Below are 15,425 nucleotides of genomic sequence, written 5' to 3' on the forward strand. Positions count from 1 at the left end.
GCGGGCCGGCTTTCGTGGAAACTATAGGAGCTGACGGCGGTCGCCCGCCCGGTCCTGGACTGTCGGCAAATCATGGCGGAGAAAGCGGGGAAGAGCGCATGACCTGCGGCGAGCCCGGGTGTGGCGGAACCGTCGAGGCCGGCTACTGCGTGGTGTGTGGCATGGCGCCCATCAAGGACAGCGTGGTGGCGGAGCGGTTCGTGCCGCCGGCGGGCGGTGCGTGCACCGAGCCGGGTTGTGCCGGAACGATTGTCGACGGATACTGCGACGCTTGCGGCGCCGCGCCCACCGCGGCGGCCGTCGTGGGCACCCGCCCCGTCGGCAGATCGGCGCGGACCAGCCGGTCCTCGACGTCCAGCGCTACGGCGCGTGGCAGGCTCGGCGCGGGCATGGTGGATGTGCCGCGGGTGCCGCGGATCGACCCGTTGAGAGCGGTCATGGCTGCACCGCACGTTGCCGAGAGCAAGCGCTACTGCGGGAAATGCGAGCAGCCGGTCGGTCGTGCCCGCGACGGAAAGCCTGGGCGCAGCGAGGGTTTCTGCGCCAACTGCGGCACCAGATTCTCGTTTACTCCGAAGCTGGTCAAGGGTGACCTGATCGGCGGCCAGTACGAGGTGGCCGGATGCCTGGCGCACGGCGGCCTCGGCTGGATCTACCTGGCGACCGATCACCGGGTCAACGACCGCTGGGTGGTGCTGAAGGGCTTGTTGAACTCAGGCGATTCGGACGCCCTGCGAGCCGCGATGGCCGAGCGTCGCTTCCTCGCGGAGGTCGACCATCCGAATATCGTCAAGATCCACAACTTCACCGAGCACACCGGATCCGACGGCGCCGCCGTCGGCTACATCGTGATGGAGTACGTCGGCGGAACCTCGCTGAAGCAGATCCTGCGCGACCGGCGCGAACTGGATGGCTCACATCTGCCGCCCGCTCAGGCCATCGCCTACATCCTGGAGATGCTGCCCGCACTCGGCTACCTGCATTCGCGCGGGCGCGCGTACTGCGATTTCAAACCGGACAACGTGATGCAGACCGATGAGCAGCTGAAGCTCATCGACCTGGGCGCGGTGATCGAGATGGACGACAACGACAGCCCCATCTACGGCACCATCGGCTATCAGGCTCCCGAGATCGCCGAGACCGGGCCGACGGTCGCTACCGAGGTGTACTCGATCGGTCGCACACTCGCAGTACTGATCATGCCCGTGCCGCTGCAGGACGAGTACGTGGGCACGCTGCCCGGCCCGGACACCGAGCCGCTGCTGGCCTCCTACGAGTCGCTGCACCGGTTCCTGCTGCGCGCTACCGATCCCGACCCGCAGGCCCGGTTCTCCTCGACGGAGGAGATGTCCGATCAGCTCGTCGGCGTGCTGCGCGAGGTGCTGTCGACCGATGATGGTATTCCTCGCCCGGGTATGTCGAACTGCTTCGGGCCGCCGCGGGCGGTGTTCGGGCTCGGTGGTGTGCCGCTGGACCCGCGGGCAGTCATCGCCGCACTGCCGGTGCCGTTGGTGGATGCCGCGGACAGCGGCGCCACCCTGTTGGCGACGACGAACGGCACCGATCCCAGCGAACTGGAGCTTGCCTTCGCCGCTGGGCTGCGGTCGGTTGTCACCGGCGGCGCCGAATCTGTGGAGATCCCGCTGCGCCTGGTGCGTGCGGGCCTGGAAGTGGGCGCGGTGGAGTACGCCCATCGGCGGCTCGACGAGCTCTCCTCGATCTTGTCCAGCGACTGGCGGTTGGCCTGGTACCGCGGTCAGGCGTGGCTTCTGGAAGGCGATTTCGACAGGGCTACAAAGGAGTTCGATGCCGTGTACGCTGCCCTACCCGGTGAGCCCGCACCGAAGCTGGCCCTCGCCGCGGTCACGGAACTGTCCGGCCGCGATCCGGGACGCGCGGCGCGGCGCTACGCGACGGTCTGGCACACCGATCACACGTTCGTCAGCGCCGTCTTCGGTCTCGCGCGACTGCGTACTTCCGTCGGTGACCATGCGGGCGCGGTGGCGGTGCTCGATCAAGTGGATCCGACCTCCGCATTGTTCACCGAGGCCAGAATCGCCGCGGTGGAAGCCCTGCTCGCTGATCGGGACCCCGCGCAGCTGACCGAATGGGTGCTGCGCGAAGCAGGTAGTCGAGTGGAGCGACTGGCCCTGGACTCGAAACATCGCGTGGCACAGATACGGATGCGGGTGCTGGCCGCCGCGCTCGGCTGGTTGCGTGCCGGCAAGGCTCCCTCATATCCGGCTCCGCTGTTGGGCGCCGAGCTGAATCAGGACGGCGTGCGCACCGGTCTCGAGCAGTGCTATCGCGAGCTGGCCCGCGGAACCGACGACTTGTGGGCGCGGATCGAGCTGGTCGACAAGGCGAACGCGATCCGCCCGAGGACCACGCTGTGACAGCGGCCGAATGCCCCGCCTGCGCCGCGGAAGTCGACGCCGCGGACAAATACTGTGAAGCCTGCGGACGCGAGCTCGGCATTCGAAGGGTTGCTCTGCCGCGCAATGACATTCCATCGACAGCGTGCGTCGGTTGCGGCGCAAGGCGGTACGACGCCGACCGTTACTGCGTCCGATGCGGCGAACTGAGCCGTGCACCCGATCGCTTCGAGGCAGACCTGGGTGCGGTGTGTGTGCTGACCGATCGCGGCATCGCGCACGCGCATAACGAGGACGCCGTGGCCGCCGCGGTGCTCGACGGCGATGTCCCCGGTCGGCCTGCAGCCCTGGTGATCGTCGTCTGTGACGGAGTTTCCACATCGGAGAACCCGCAGGCGGCTTCGGGTGCGGCGGCGCGCGCCGGCGTCGCCGCCGCAGTGGCCGCGCTGGCCGGYGAACGGCCCGCCGACGCGGCGGTGATGGCAGGGCTCGAGGCAGCGGCGCGGGCTGTCCGCGCCACCGCGGCGCACGAAAGGCATTCCCCCTCTTGCACTTACGTCTCGGCCGTCGTGCGCGACCGCGGCGTCGCAGGGGTGGAGATCGCGGTTGCCAACGTGGGGGACAGCCGCGCGTATTGGCTGCGTACCGAGACGCCTCCGACCGCGCACGACGACGGCAACCCGCCCTCACAGCGCCTGACAGTGGACGACTCGTGGGCGCAGGCCCTCGTTGACGCTGGTGCCATGGATGAGGAGTCCGCAATGAATGATCAACGGGCGCATACGCTGCTACGCTGGCTCGGCGCGGACGGCGGGTCGCAACCCTGGTCGGACAACTGCGTGCGGACATTCCGCACAACGGGTCCTGGGATATTGCTGTTGTGCACCGACGGACTGTGGAACTACCAGTCTGATGCCGCATCGCTTGCCTCCATGGCCACTGGCGCCGTCCCACTGTCCGCCGCGCGTGAACTGGCCGAGTTCGCCCTGCGTAGCGGAGGCAGCGACAACATCACCGTCGCGCTCGCCCCCGTTCGCCCGTGACCGGTCCGACCGAGCAGGAGATGTATGTTGGGTTCTACTGGCAGCAAAGGGATTTCGGTTGCCGTCGACCAGAACGAGTACTTGGGCGCCGGAGCCGGCACAGTAGATGCCGTGGTTACCGTCGAGGCGGGCAGCGACCTGATGGTGACCGCTCCGCCGCAGGAGCGAGTGGAGATCCTGATCATCGATTGCTCCGGTTCGATGGGTACGGGCCACAAGTTCGAGGGCGCGCGCAGCGCGACCCTGGCCGCGCTGGAGGAAGTGGCCGATGGCACGCAGTTCGCCATCGTCGAGGGAACCCATGTGGCGCGCTCGGTGTTTCCGACCAAGATTCCCTCGGTGCGCGCCGATCGCCGCTCCCGAGCCGCCGCGCGCCGCGCGCTGAACCGGTTGCGTCCGCACGGCGGTACGGCGATGGGCACCTGGCTCGGTCAGGCCAGACAGCTGGCGACGCAGCATCCCGGCGCGATGGTGCACGCCATCCTGCTGACCGACGGCAAGAACGAACACGAGGAGCCGGAAACGCTGGCTGGACAGATCAAGCTGTCGGAGGGAATGTTCACCTGCGACTGCCGCGGTGTCGGAACCGATTGGCGGGTGGACGAAGTGCGCTCCATCTCCTCGGCCCTGCACGGGACGGTGGACATCGTCAGGGATCCGGCGAACCTCGCGGCCGACTTCGCGGCCATGATGCAGACCTCGATGGCGAAGACGATTCGGGAGCTGACGCTGCGGGTGTGGACACCGCGGGGTGCGCGGGTGCAATTCCTCAAGCAGGTCGCGCCGGCGATCGAGGACTTGACCGGACGCCGCGCCGAGTTCGGTCCGCAGGTCGGACAGTACTCGCTGGGCGCGTGGGGCGTGGAGAACCGCGACTATCACCTCCAGGTCTGGGTGGAGCCCGCGGCACCGGGGCGGGAGAAGCTCGCGGCCCGGATCAGCGTGCTCGCGGGGGAGCAGATTCTCGGCCAGGGGCTGGTCCGGGCGCTGTGGACCACCGACACCGCGTTGTCGGCCCGGATCAGCAGACGCGTCGCGCACTACACCGGGCAGGCCGAGTTGGCGCAGGCGGTGCGGGACGGGCTGGCGGCGCGCAAGAACGGCGACACCGCGATCGCGACCGTGAAGCTGCGCCGGGCAGTGGAGTTGGCCGCGGAGTCCGGCAACGTGGGCACAGCGAAGCTGCTGCGCGGCGTGGTCGAGGTCGACGAACGCACGGGGACCGTGCGGCTGCGGTCGCACGTGGACGCGGCAGACGAGATGGCCTTGGATGCTCGGTCGACCAAGACGGCGCGGATACGAGAGGGGCTGCCCGTAGCGGCTGGCTCGACCAAGACCGCTCGGGTATGGAAGGAAATGTAGATGAGCGACCTGTATGGAGCCTTGCTCGCTGGAACCGACCAGACTAAGGCACTTGCGATCAGATGGCAGGAGTGGTGATGGACATCTGTCCGGACGGTCATCTGTCCCTTGCGCCGTACCACTGCGACGTCTGCGGAAAGCCGGTCGGTGCACAGGCATCCGTCCCGGATGTGAACGAGTCGGCCGCGCTGTGTCCCTCCTGTGGTGCGGTGCGCACCGGTCGATTCTGTGAAGTGTGCGGGCGTGATTCGGCCCTTGCCCGTCCGGTGCAGCGCTCTGCGGAGCCGGCGCCACCCGAACCGGCCGCCGCGGAACCGGCTACATCCGAACCGGCCGCCGCGGAACCGGCTACATCCGAACCGGCTGCCGCGGAACGGCCGCGCCCGGTCGCCTGGATCGCCACGATCGTCGCCGACCGACAGTTCTACGACCGGGTCATCGCCCGCAAGGGCCCCGACGCCGAGCAGGTCGGCTTCCCCACCTACTATCCGGAGCGTCGAATCGTCTTGCACGGCAGCGAGATTTTGATTGGCAAGCGTAGCGTCTCGCAAGGTATCGCGCCAGGAATTGATCTCGGCATCGCCCCCGCCGATATCGGTGTATCGCGCGCGCATGCCATGCTCCACATCGATGACCGCGGCCTGACCATTACCGACCTCGGCTCAACCAACGGCACCAGCCTGAACGGCAGCGAGGACCTACTACCACCCAAGGTCGCCGTTTCGCTGCGCAGCGGCGACCGCATCCACCTCGGCGGCTGGACCACCATCACGCTGTCCGCCGAACCCGCCTGAACGGAGTGACGTTCGGGCAGGAAACCGAGCGGTTTGGTGTGCCCGGACGGAAGTCGTTTCGCGATCCGGCCACGTGATATGACCCTACGGCCGGCAGATATTTGTACGGTCCAGCCGCTGCGCGATCGTGGGTGCGTTTCATCCCAGGCTGAGCAAGTTCAGCCTGGTTGCCGCAGGCGCCGGTGTCGCCGCGTGTCGTTCCCACACTATCTACCGCGCGTGTATTCGCGAAAGGCGTTGTGTTCGTACCACCTACGGGCTGGGCTGGGGCACATTGCAATCCGCGATCTTCGGATTCAGGCCCATGTAGTTCAGCGGACCGGCGAGCACTGTCAGCGCGGTCGTGCCGAAGCCCGCGCAGTTGATCGGACCGCTGTCGAAGTAGTCGCGCTGGCCAGCCGCGATCAAACCGACGATCAGCCAGGACAGGATCAGCAGACTTCCAAGACTCATGTTCTTCACGTGCATTATTCGGGTCCTTCTCGCGCCGCCGACCCGATTATCCGTCTCGGTGTGCGACGCGCCCGCAACTTCGACACCGATCGCGCGGCGCGTACTTCACCACGCCTTCAGCAGGGACGGATAGGTGACGCCTACGACCGGGCGGCCCGCTGCGGGTACACATATGTATGCACGCCGCCGTGCAGGAGTCACCGTTGAGCCCACAGTGGGCGTCGACTCGGCTGACGGTCCGATGCGAACGGAGACCGGTCGCATTCAGCGATGAAATCGCCGGGAAGACCGAGTTCGCACGGGACCACCGTCTCGAACGTGCGTACCGCGTCCGCCGGTAACGACAGGTCGACAGCGCCCAGATTTGCCGCGAACTGCAGTTCGGCGGAAACAATCGGCATCGCATCATGCGAGCAGTCTGCAGCGCACACCGACGCGCAGGGCGGCCGTGCCAGGTCACGTTCGCTGCGCTCGCTGCCGGCATGGGCGCGGCCGACGCCGACTGGAAGTGCTCGGATCTACGCCGACAGGCCGGCGGACTCGGCTCGCGTCATTTTCCCAACGCTCCGTGCGGTGCCTTCGCCAACTCTCCAGCAGACTGTGATCGACACTTCCGCCGCCACGAAGTCACTCTGCGCTCAGCGTTCCCAAGCCTCTTGGCGGCTGGAAGCCGTCCGCGATGTCGAGTGCCCTGGCGTATTCGCGAATTATCGCCGCGCGCACCAGCCGCCCTGGGGGCCGCGTCTGCGCGCTCTACTTCGGGTTCCCAGGTGCCGACCCAACCAGCGGGATCGACTTTCGCCACGGTGGCTCCCTCTAGAACGATCCATACCTCTGGGCCTCCGACACCTTCCCAGGTTGGGAAGATTCGAAGGCAGGGTGGACAGTGAGCGTGCCAGAGACGCACCGGACAGCTACCGGGTCGCTACTTTCAAGCGTTCATGCTGGTGGATGGCAACGCCGGGCTTTGGTGTGTGTGACCGCTACGTTCGACGACGACGCCACCATCATTCGCGCCGTCGCTGGCTGAAGTACCACTCCCTCACCTGCGGAAATACATTGTGCAGCAACAACGAGTGTGTTCGCGCAGGTTGGCTACGATGGAAGGGTGCGGATCGGAGTCGGGCTCTCCACTGCGCCCGAGGCGCGGCAGGCCGGCGTGGAAGCCGCAACGGATGCGCGCGATCAGCTCGCGGGCGAGACGTTGTCGCTTGCCGTGCTGCTCACATCACGGGCACACACTGACGAGGCCTCGGCCGTACTCGCCGGTGTCAACCAGACTGTCCGGGTGCCCGCACTCATCGGATGCGTGGCGCAGGCGGTGGTGGCAGGCCGCCGCGAGATAGAGGACGAGCCCGCGGTGGCAGTGTGGCTGGCATCCGGGTTGCCTGGCGCCGAGACCTTCCATTTGGACTTCGTCCGCACGGCGACCGGGGGGGTGCTGGCCGGCTACCGCTTCGACAAAGCCGCACGCGACTTTCATCTGCTGCTGCCAGACCCGTACTCGTTTCCGGCCGATCTGCTGCTCGAGCACTTGAATGCCGATCTGCCCGGCACCATCGTGATGGGCGGGCTGGTGAGCGGAGCGCAGGGTGCGACCGGCAGCAGGCTGTTTCGCGACCGTGATGTTTCGACGTCCGGCGCGGTCGGGGTGCGGCTTCCCGGCTTGCGCGGTGTCCCGATCGTGTCGCAGGGCTGTCGGCCGATCGGGTACCCCTATATCGTCACCGGCGCACGTGGCGCGCTGATTACCGAGCTCGGTGGTCAGCCGCCGATCGAACGGTTGCGGGAGGTCGTCGACATCCTGCCACCCGATCAGCAGGAACTGTTGACGCACGGCCTGCAGATCGGAATCGTGGTCGATGAGCATTTGGCAGCGCCCGGGCAGGGCGATTTCCTGATCCGTGGGCTCCTCGGGGCCGACCTGTCGAGCGGCGCGATCGAGATCGGCGAGGCCGTCGAGGTCGGCACTACCGTACAGTTCCAGGTCCGCGACGCGGTCGGCGCGGACAGAGATCTGCGTACGGCCCTCGAGCGTGCCAGCGCGGACCTACCCGGGCGTCCGGCCGGTGCGTTGCTGTTCACATGCAACGGACGCGGCAGGCAGATGTTCGGGGTCGCGAATCACGACGCCGCGACCATCGAGGACTTGCTCGGTGGCATTCCGCTGGCGGGTTTCTTCGCCGCCGGCGAGATCGGACCCATCGCGGGCCGCAATGCGCTGCACGGGTTCACGGCATCGATGGCGCTGTTCGTCGAATGAGCGTCGATATCCGGGCCTACGCCGAGCTGAACGATTTCCTGCGGCCTGACGAGCGATACACGGTGCTGCACCGACTGTTCCGCCCGCACCAGACTGTGAAGGACGTCGTCGAGGCCGCCGGCATCCCGCACACCGAGGTCGACCTGATTCTGGTCAACGGGCAACCGGTGGACTTCGACCATCACCCGCAGGTCGGCGACCGTATCACGGCGTATCCCGTGTTCGAGACCCTCGACATCGGTCGGGTTACCAGGGTGCGCCCACGCCCGCTGCGCGAGCCGCGCTTTGTCGCCGACGTCAATCTCGGCGGACTCGCCAAACTGATGCGGCTGATGGGCCTCGACGTTCACTGCCGCTGGGACGCCGACGACGCCCAGCTCGCCGAGGTGTCGGCCGACGAGCACCGGATCCTGCTCACCCGCGACCGCGGACTGCTGAAGCGGCGCAACGTCACTCACGGCGTATATGTCCGGTCGGACCAGCCGGTCGACCAAGTCGTCGAGGTAATCCGGCGGCTCGACCTCGTCGAGTGCTTGGCGCCGTTCACCCGGTGCCTGCGCTGCGGCGGCGCCGTCGTCGCGGTCGCAAAAGCCGAGATCGAAGATCGCCTGGAACCGCTTACCCGCCGCTATTACGACACGTTCCGGCAGTGTCGCGACTGCGGTCGGATCTACTGGCAGGGTTCGCACCAGGTCCGGCTCAACGCTACAGTGGAGGCGATCCGCGCTGGGCTGGATCAATTCTGACCGGTGTGCCGAGGAGGCCTTGGTGGCCGACGTCTCTCGACTCCCGCAGCGCCCGACTGCCCGGTCGGGGACACCTTCTCCTTCGCGCAGCGCCTGGAGCCGGTGAGCGCGCACAGGTGAATGATGCACCGGTCTCGATCACTCGTTCGTCAGCCACAGTCAGGTCTCGTGTGTGACGACCGGTCAGGTGGCGCCAGTCCTCGATCGGCCGGTCCGGACCACGGTCTGCGTCAGCCCATTTCGGAACGTCTGGGCGGCCGCCGGTCGGGCGGTGTGGTGAGAATCTGCTGATCCGCACGTGCGGCGCGGATGTTTCGGCGCATGCGCGTCGGATCAGATTTCTCATCTTCGTTGGCGTGCGCGGCGCCGGCGAGGCCGTTGGACGAGCTTCAGACCGAACAGAAGATCGGTGTTGCGAACGGGTGATGGTTGCTCGGACATGCGGAGAAGCCCAGCTTGTCGAATCCAACTGTGGTGCCAGTGGTACAGGTCAGGGATGGTCAGCCCGCAGGCTGCGGCGATCTTGCGCAGGCGGAAGCCTGCTCCGCCGATAGCTCCGGCGAACAGTTTGCTGTCGGATGTGTCGCGCATTTCCCGGTAGACGCGGGCGGAGTGGAGCAGCGGCCGTGCCAATGGCGGTATCACCCACACGTACAGGTCGGATGCATGTGTGTAGCCGATCGGGCCGTTGAAGATCAGCGCATCTGCGGTGAGCGCGACGCAAGGAACCGCGTTGAGTTCGATCGCGGTGGCGCCGGTGAACAGCACGGTGGCGATTGCCGCTGCGTCGGCCACGTTGGCAGTCCCAGCATGGATACGGGAGATGACCTCGTGATCGATCGGGATGGTGGTCAGCCCCGGCCCGACTGAGTACGCCAGATCCGGAGGCAGGTCCAACCGCAAACCGTGCAGGAGGAACGCTGCTTGAGCGCCGCGAAGGCGGGTGATGGTATGTCCGCGGCTGGGACTATCAGCGACGAGACCGCCGAGGAACCGGTACAGGCCCAGGATGTCGTTCCATTCTTCGACCAAACCGGCGCCGCGACCGCTATGCAGGTGATCTGCGACGGTGAGACGGGGTTGAAGAACCGTGAGCATGTACTGGGCGAGGTCGGCATGCGCACCGAGTCCGCTCCAATCGCCGTTCTGGTCCAGGTCGTGGTGGCACGGCTGGCCGCTGTTTTCAGCAAGCCATCGGCAGGTCGCTCGGATTCCTTGGGTGTAGACGGCATCGATACGTGCGAACTCGGCCGGCGGGAAGCTGCGGTAGGCATCCGCTCGAAACGTCGTGACGTCACCATCGGAGATCTGCGGCAACGGCTCGTCTCCGGTCGTCTCCGGCAAGGTGACAATGCGGGACTGTCGCATTCTGATTTGTCGATAGCCGACCTGCCTGGTGGGTGCGTCGGTGAGCTCGTCGGGTTCGGCCGGCGCGGAACCCGCGCGGCGGGCCTCCAGCCACCGCCATAGGGTTTGCTCGGACACACCCAGCTTCTGCGACGTCGATCGCACTTGGTCGGCAGACAGAATTTTGTGCTCGTCGAGCTGACCCAGTCTGTCCAGCTCGGACAGACGCAGCGTGGGTACGCTTGCGTCGACCACAACTACAACCTCCTGGATCCATGGACCCGCAACCTATTCGAGGGTTTCGCCATCAGTTGGAACGGGTTCCTGAGCATTCGATCACGTACCCAGCGGTAGGGACGCAAAATTTACCGAGTTTTGATGTTGCCTACCTCACCCTTCGGCTCCGGGGTCGACGGAATCTTCGGTGAACTATAGATAACCATCGGGCGTCTCATGCCGTGGGTGATCCGACTCTGCTGTCGGTGGAGGCGACAGCGTGAGCTACGCTCGTCCGCCGACTACCGACATACCGAGCCGAGGTTGTTGTCGGTGACGACGTTCACCGTGGTCGAGCCTTCCGATTCCAGCGTGTAGTTGTTGCTGCCGCCCCGGATCACTTTCACCGTCGCGCCCCCGCCGCAACTTTTCCAATTCAATGAGTAAGCCGACACTGCCGTCTGTTCTCAATCTCCGCGCGAACACAGAGCAGTTCGCCGCCGCCGAGGTCAGCGCGAATACTGTCAATGCCCCTGGCGGTCCAGACTTCCGAGTCGGTCGAAGGCGGTGGGTGATCTGAGCGGCCAGCTGCCATCGGCGGACGGTATCGGGGTCGGCCCGGCTGGGGAAGGTCGGCCCGGCTGGGGAAGAAGGACTGGGGGCCGACTCCAGGTGGCACCCCTCTGTCGCCGTAGCCGAATCCAGCGGTGTTCGGCGGCCATGGTCAGGCCGGCTATGTGCATCGCGGTGGCGACTCGGCGCCATCGCTCGGCGCTCAGGCCCTCGGGGTGAGTGCGCGGAGGGGCTCGTCGAGTTCGCGGCGGTAGAAGTCCAGGAAGCCGTCGGGGTCGGGCCCAGCGTTCTGCATGACGAGATGATCGAAGCCGGCATCGGTGTACTGCTTCGCGGCGTCCAGATAGCGCGCCGGGTCGGGGCCACAGGCGAAGTTGTCGTAGATGTCCTCCAGACGAACCGTGGTGGTCGCCGCGGCGAAATTGACGGGGTTCGGCAGTTCGCTCATCACCTTCCACCCGGTAACCGCCCAACGCGTCGTGTCCAGCACCGCCTGTGCTGCCGTCTCCTCGTCCGGAGCCCAGGCAATGCCGACCTCGGCGTAGCGAGGGCCCACGCCGCCGGCTGCGCGATAACGGTCGACGATGTCGGATTTCGGTTCTGTGGCGAACAGGCCGTCACCGAGTTCGGCGGCGATCCGGGCCGCCTCCGGTCCACCCCCGGCGACGGCGATCGGCGGAAGGGCGTCGGGCAGGTCGAATACCCGAGCCTCGGAGACGGTCAGAAACTCGCCGTCGTAGGAGTGATAGCCGCCCCGCCAGAGCAGCCGGATGATCTCGAGCGCCTCGCGCAGCATTCGCTGCCGGACGCGCACGGGCGGGAACTCACGGCCGATAACATGCTCGTTGAGGCGTTCGCCCGAGCCGACACCAAGGGTGAACCGGCTATCGGACACGATCGCGAGGGTGGCTGCGGCCTGAGCGATGATCGCGGGGTGATACCGCAGGATGGGGCAGGTCACGCCGGTGGCAAGACCGATCCGCTCGGTCTTTGCGGCGATCGCGCCGAGCACTGTCCAGGCGAACGGTGAATGTCCCTGGTTATCCAACCACGGATGGAAGTGATCGCTGATCTCGACGAAGTCGAATCCGACCTGTTCCGCCCGAATCGCTTGGCGGACAAGTTCGTTCGGACCGAATGCCTCGGCCGCCAGTTTGTATCCGACACGCATCGCCACCTCCCGGCTCGCCACGATAGGCCGGTCGCCTCGGAAGACCGGCTGTTGGCGGGCGTACCCGGCATCCGGCATGGAAAACCGACTCAGCGAATCCGCGCCGGCTCGGTGACCCGTTCTCCGAGAGCCGCGACCGTTCGACTGCCGCGATCACGACTTTGCTACATGCTGGACCATCCACCGGGACGTTGCGCTCTGATGTCGAGTCCGACGACGGATCGGTCGGTCTCAGCGCGGGCGCGTCACTGGCCATCGACGGCCTGGACCCCCGCGCTGAGGCCGGCCGTCTACTGGATCTGCTCATCGACGGGCACGGGCACGGGCACGTCCCCCCTGGTGGGGAGATGCCTAGCCCCGGCCGCCGCGGGAAGCTGCGACGGTACACGTTACGCTGCGAAACATTGAACTCCCAAGTAACGGCACGTTAAATAGTGAGCCAATGCACACGTAACATAAATAACCGGTTCCAGTGATCGCGGCGGGGTGATGACGGATGCGACTGCACGTGTCGAGCCTTGCCCTGGACTCCTGGCTTTGCTGGTCCAAGATGTGGGGCACGGCGTTTCGGGCGCCGCGCGCCGTGCTGGTGCGATGTCCCGACTGGGTCGACTCCACTGTCACGCGGCGGATCGCCGTTCGGCGTCGGGTCGGCACGCAGGTTCTGCCGGTGGTTCGGACCGCCCCCGAAGGGGTGACCATTGGCGACACCGACGCGGTCGCCCGGGGTGGAAGCATGTCCGCGATCGACGGGCTCGCCTGGACGGGTGTGCAGGACTCGTCCGGGATTCGCTTGTCGGACTATATGTTCGCCACCGGCCACGGCAGTCTCCTCGCACCGCAGGACACGGCGTTGTCGTTGGTGTTGAGCCTGGAATTCACGGTGTTCATGGTCATCGTGATGAGTGCGAGCTGGCCGATCGGCCTCGTGGCGAGCTTCCGCCGGCTCGACTGGCTCGGCAAGCCGTCGAATGAGGTCGCCGACGCCCCCACCGATCGGGTGGCCACACCGATCATCCTCGTCGTTGCTGCGTCGAGCGGCGCGTTCTTTGTGGCGGTGTTCGTTGTGCGGGGATACCGTGTCGGGGCCGTCCCGCAGGTCGTCGTCGACGACGACACCCGCGGGTACATCGGAAGCAATCTCGAAAGCGATCTGCGCCAAGCGGCCTTGCGCTATTCGAAAGACATGTCCGACCGAAATATCGCCGATGCGATGAGGATCAAGAACAGGGCGGTGAATATTGGCATGATTCTATCGAAGACCCATGCGGGCCAGTGGACGAACTAGCATTCTTACGAAAATGAGGTGATCACAAGGTGTCGACAGCGCAAACAAAGGTAATTCGAAGTCTGGTCCCCGCCAGGATGGACAGGCTTCCGTGGACGAAGTTCCACTGGCTCATCGTCGTCGGTCTGGGCGTCTCCTGGATTCTGGACGGAATCGAGATCCAGATCGTAAGCAGCATGGCCGGACCGCTGCAGGACGCCGGAACCCTGCATCTGACGAGTGGTCAGGTCGGCGCGATGGCGTCGTGGTATCTGGCCGGCCAAGTCGTCGGTGCGCTCGTCTTCGGTCGGCTCACCGACAGGCTCGGTCGCAAGAAGCTGTTCATCCTGACCCTGGCGATCTATCTGATCGGCAGTGGATTGGCTGGATTCGCCTGGAGCGCCTGGTCACTCTACTTTTTCCGCTTCATCGCCGGCACCGGAATCGGTGGGGAGTACACAGCGATCAATTCGGCGATCGACGAAATAATGCCATCCAAGTATCGGGGCCGGGTCGACATCGCGATCAACGGCACCTATTGGGGCGGCGCGGCGTTGGGAGCGGCGGCCAGCCTGGTCCTGTTCAACGAACGTTTCATACCGACCGGCTGGGGATGGCGGATCGGCTTCTTCATAGGACCCGTCCTCGGGCTCGTCATTATTTTCTTGCGCAGGCACATCCCCGAAAGTCCACGGTGGCTGCTCACCCATGGGCGGGCCGCGGAAGCCGATCGGACCGTCGACGAGATCGAAGCGCAGGTTCGAAGTCAAGGAGTCGAACTCCCCCCGGTCGACGAGAGTAAAGCTCTGGATATCGTGGACACGGATCGGCTCTCTTATCTGCAGATGGGTCGAATATTCTTCGGCCAATATCCTTCTCGTTCCTTCCTCGGATTTACGATGATGGCCACACAGGCCTTTCTGTACAACGCGATATTCTTCACCGTAGGATTGGTGCTGATCCACTTCTACAACGTGCCGGACGATCACACGGGTTACTATTTCTTCCCGTTTGCCGTCGGCAATCTGATCGGCCCATTGGTACTCGGTCCACTCTTCGACAGCATCGGCCGTCGGAAGATGATCTGCGCGACGTACATAGGATCGGGTTTTCTGCTTTTCGTCTCCGCATGGGCGTTCAACGCGGGCATCCTGAATGCCACCACTCAGACTTTGTTCTGGTGTGTCATCTTCTTCTTCGCCTCGGCCGGTGCGTCCTCCGCCTATCTCACGGTCAGCGAAATCTTCCCGCTGGAACTGCGCGGTCAAGCCATCTCGTTCTTCTTCGCCATCTCGCAAGGCGTCGGCGGCGTCATCGCACCGTTCCTCTTCGGTCATCTGGTCGGCGGTGCCGACAACCCGAGTCCCGACCGGCTCCCGCTCACGGTGGGGTACCTCATCGGCGCCGGGTTCATGATCTTCGGTGGCGTGGTCGCCTGGTTCTTCGGCGTGAACGCCGAAGGCCAGTCCCTGGAGGACATCGCGGATCCACTGTCCAAGGCGGAATCTCCGGAAGCCACTCCCGTGTCGGCGGAATCGCCACAAGCGGCTCCCGTGCCCGAACTCGGGGTGACCGAACCTCTCGGAGAGGAAAGTTCTGCCAGCACACTATGAGTGGACACTCCCGGCTGCGGCAGGCTCCGAAGGTCTCGGATTCCTCCACTGTGCGGGAACGTCAAAACCACGTCGAGAACCGTCGGGCCGCGGTATCCGTCCCGGCGGTTCGCCATCCAGATGGTCCGACCGCACCGACACCGGTCGCCACCAGGCCGGCCGGGGCGATGCACCGGATGGTCGTCGCGAGTGACGATTCTCG

General features: G+C 65.7%; 11 protein-coding genes and 1 pseudogene. 9 read left to right on the top strand and 3 right to left on the bottom strand.

What is annotated here, in order from left to right:
• Nucleotides 1-161: 161 nt before the first annotated feature.
• From AB4Z47_RS07360 to AB4Z47_RS07380, 5 genes and pseudogenes are all read left to right on the top strand, one after another.
• Nucleotides 162-2,396, top strand: coding sequence for a tetratricopeptide repeat protein (locus tag AB4Z47_RS07360; protein WP_441949020.1), 2,235 nt, complete (start codon nucleotides 162-164; stop codon nucleotides 2,394-2,396).
• Nucleotides 2,393-2,566, top strand: a pseudogene (locus AB4Z47_RS07365) (double zinc ribbon domain-containing protein); the annotation flags it as partial. The gene AB4Z47_RS07360 and the pseudogene AB4Z47_RS07365, both read left to right, overlap by 4 nt.
• A gap of 63 nt (nucleotides 2,567-2,629) precedes the next feature.
• Nucleotides 2,630-3,418, top strand: a complete 789-nt coding sequence (locus AB4Z47_RS07370; RefSeq protein ID WP_441949024.1) for a PP2C family protein-serine/threonine phosphatase — start codon at nucleotides 2,630-2,632, stop codon at nucleotides 3,416-3,418.
• Nucleotides 3,419-3,442: 24 nt separating this feature from the next.
• Nucleotides 3,443-4,780 carry a VWA domain-containing protein gene (locus AB4Z47_RS07375; protein WP_441948946.1) on the top strand — a complete coding sequence of 446 codons (1,338 nt, stop codon included), beginning with the start codon at nucleotides 3,443-3,445 and terminating at the stop codon, nucleotides 4,778-4,780.
• Between the two features lie 77 nt (nucleotides 4,781-4,857).
• Complete coding sequence (locus tag AB4Z47_RS07380) at nucleotides 4,858-5,574, top strand: FHA domain-containing protein (RefSeq protein ID WP_441948948.1); 717 nt, start codon at nucleotides 4,858-4,860, stop codon at nucleotides 5,572-5,574.
• A 252-nt stretch (nucleotides 5,575-5,826) separates the two neighbouring features.
• Here AB4Z47_RS07380 and AB4Z47_RS07385 read toward each other — a convergent pair whose 3' ends face one another.
• Entirely contained in the window at nucleotides 5,827-6,027 is a 201-nt protein-coding gene (locus tag AB4Z47_RS07385; protein WP_441948949.1) for a hypothetical protein, read from the bottom strand.
• A 1,108-nt stretch (nucleotides 6,028-7,135) separates the two neighbouring features.
• Here AB4Z47_RS07385 and AB4Z47_RS07390 point away from each other — a divergent pair.
• Together AB4Z47_RS07390 and AB4Z47_RS07395 are read left to right on the top strand one after the other, a co-directional pair.
• Entirely contained in the window at nucleotides 7,136-8,290 is a 1,155-nt protein-coding gene (locus AB4Z47_RS07390; protein ID WP_441948951.1) for an FIST signal transduction protein, read from the top strand.
• The gene (locus AB4Z47_RS07395) at nucleotides 8,287-9,036 is read left to right on the top strand and encodes a Mut7-C RNAse domain-containing protein (protein ID WP_441948953.1); all 750 of its coding nucleotides are present in this window, start codon (nucleotides 8,287-8,289) and stop codon (nucleotides 9,034-9,036) included. Before AB4Z47_RS07390 ends, AB4Z47_RS07395 begins: the two co-directional genes overlap by 4 nt.
• A gap of 342 nt (nucleotides 9,037-9,378) precedes the next feature.
• Here AB4Z47_RS07395 and AB4Z47_RS07400 read toward each other — a convergent pair whose 3' ends face one another.
• Both AB4Z47_RS07400 and AB4Z47_RS07405 read right to left on the bottom strand, forming a co-directional pair.
• Nucleotides 9,379-10,638, bottom strand: a complete 1,260-nt coding sequence (locus AB4Z47_RS07400) for a hypothetical protein (protein WP_441948954.1) — start codon at nucleotides 10,636-10,638, stop codon at nucleotides 9,379-9,381.
• Nucleotides 10,639-11,374: 736 nt separating this feature from the next.
• The gene (locus AB4Z47_RS07405) at nucleotides 11,375-12,343 is read right to left on the bottom strand and encodes a TIGR03557 family F420-dependent LLM class oxidoreductase (protein ID WP_441948956.1); all 969 of its coding nucleotides are present in this window, start codon (nucleotides 12,341-12,343) and stop codon (nucleotides 11,375-11,377) included.
• 736 nt (nucleotides 12,344-13,079) lie between these two features.
• Between AB4Z47_RS07405 and AB4Z47_RS07410 the strand changes: the two genes are divergently transcribed.
• Nucleotides 13,080-13,631 carry a hypothetical protein gene (locus tag AB4Z47_RS07410; protein WP_441948958.1) on the top strand — a complete coding sequence of 184 codons (552 nt, stop codon included), beginning with the start codon at nucleotides 13,080-13,082 and terminating at the stop codon, nucleotides 13,629-13,631.
• 29 nt (nucleotides 13,632-13,660) lie between these two features.
• Nucleotides 13,661-15,223: an MFS transporter gene (locus AB4Z47_RS07415; protein ID WP_441948960.1), complete on the top strand. Its 1,563-nt coding sequence runs from the start codon at nucleotides 13,661-13,663 to the stop codon at nucleotides 15,221-15,223.
• Nucleotides 15,224-15,425 lie beyond the last annotated feature (202 nt).

This window comes from Nocardia sp. 2TAF39, assembly GCF_052114905.1.
In the GTDB taxonomy this organism is placed as follows: Bacteria; Actinomycetota; Actinomycetes; order Mycobacteriales; family Mycobacteriaceae; genus Nocardia.

Coding starts and splice junctions, on each gene's coding strand:
- AB4Z47_RS07360 (WP_441949020.1), top strand. CDS start 162: ATGGCGCCCATCAAGGACAGCGTGGTGGCGGAGCGGTTCGTGCCGCCG.
- AB4Z47_RS07375 (WP_441948946.1), top strand. CDS start 3,443: ATGTTGGGTTCTACTGGCAGCAAAGGGATTTCGGTTGCCGTCGACCAG.
- AB4Z47_RS07380 (WP_441948948.1), top strand. CDS start 4,858: ATGGACATCTGTCCGGACGGTCATCTGTCCCTTGCGCCGTACCACTGC.
- AB4Z47_RS07385 (WP_441948949.1), bottom strand. CDS start 6,027: ATGAGTCTTGGAAGTCTGCTGATCCTGTCCTGGCTGATCGTCGGTTTG.
- AB4Z47_RS07395 (WP_441948953.1), top strand. CDS start 8,287: ATGAGCGTCGATATCCGGGCCTACGCCGAGCTGAACGATTTCCTGCGG.
- AB4Z47_RS07405 (WP_441948956.1), bottom strand. CDS start 12,343: ATGCGTGTCGGATACAAACTGGCGGCCGAGGCATTCGGTCCGAACGAA.
- AB4Z47_RS07410 (WP_441948958.1), top strand. CDS start 13,080: ATGTCCGCGATCGACGGGCTCGCCTGGACGGGTGTGCAGGACTCGTCC.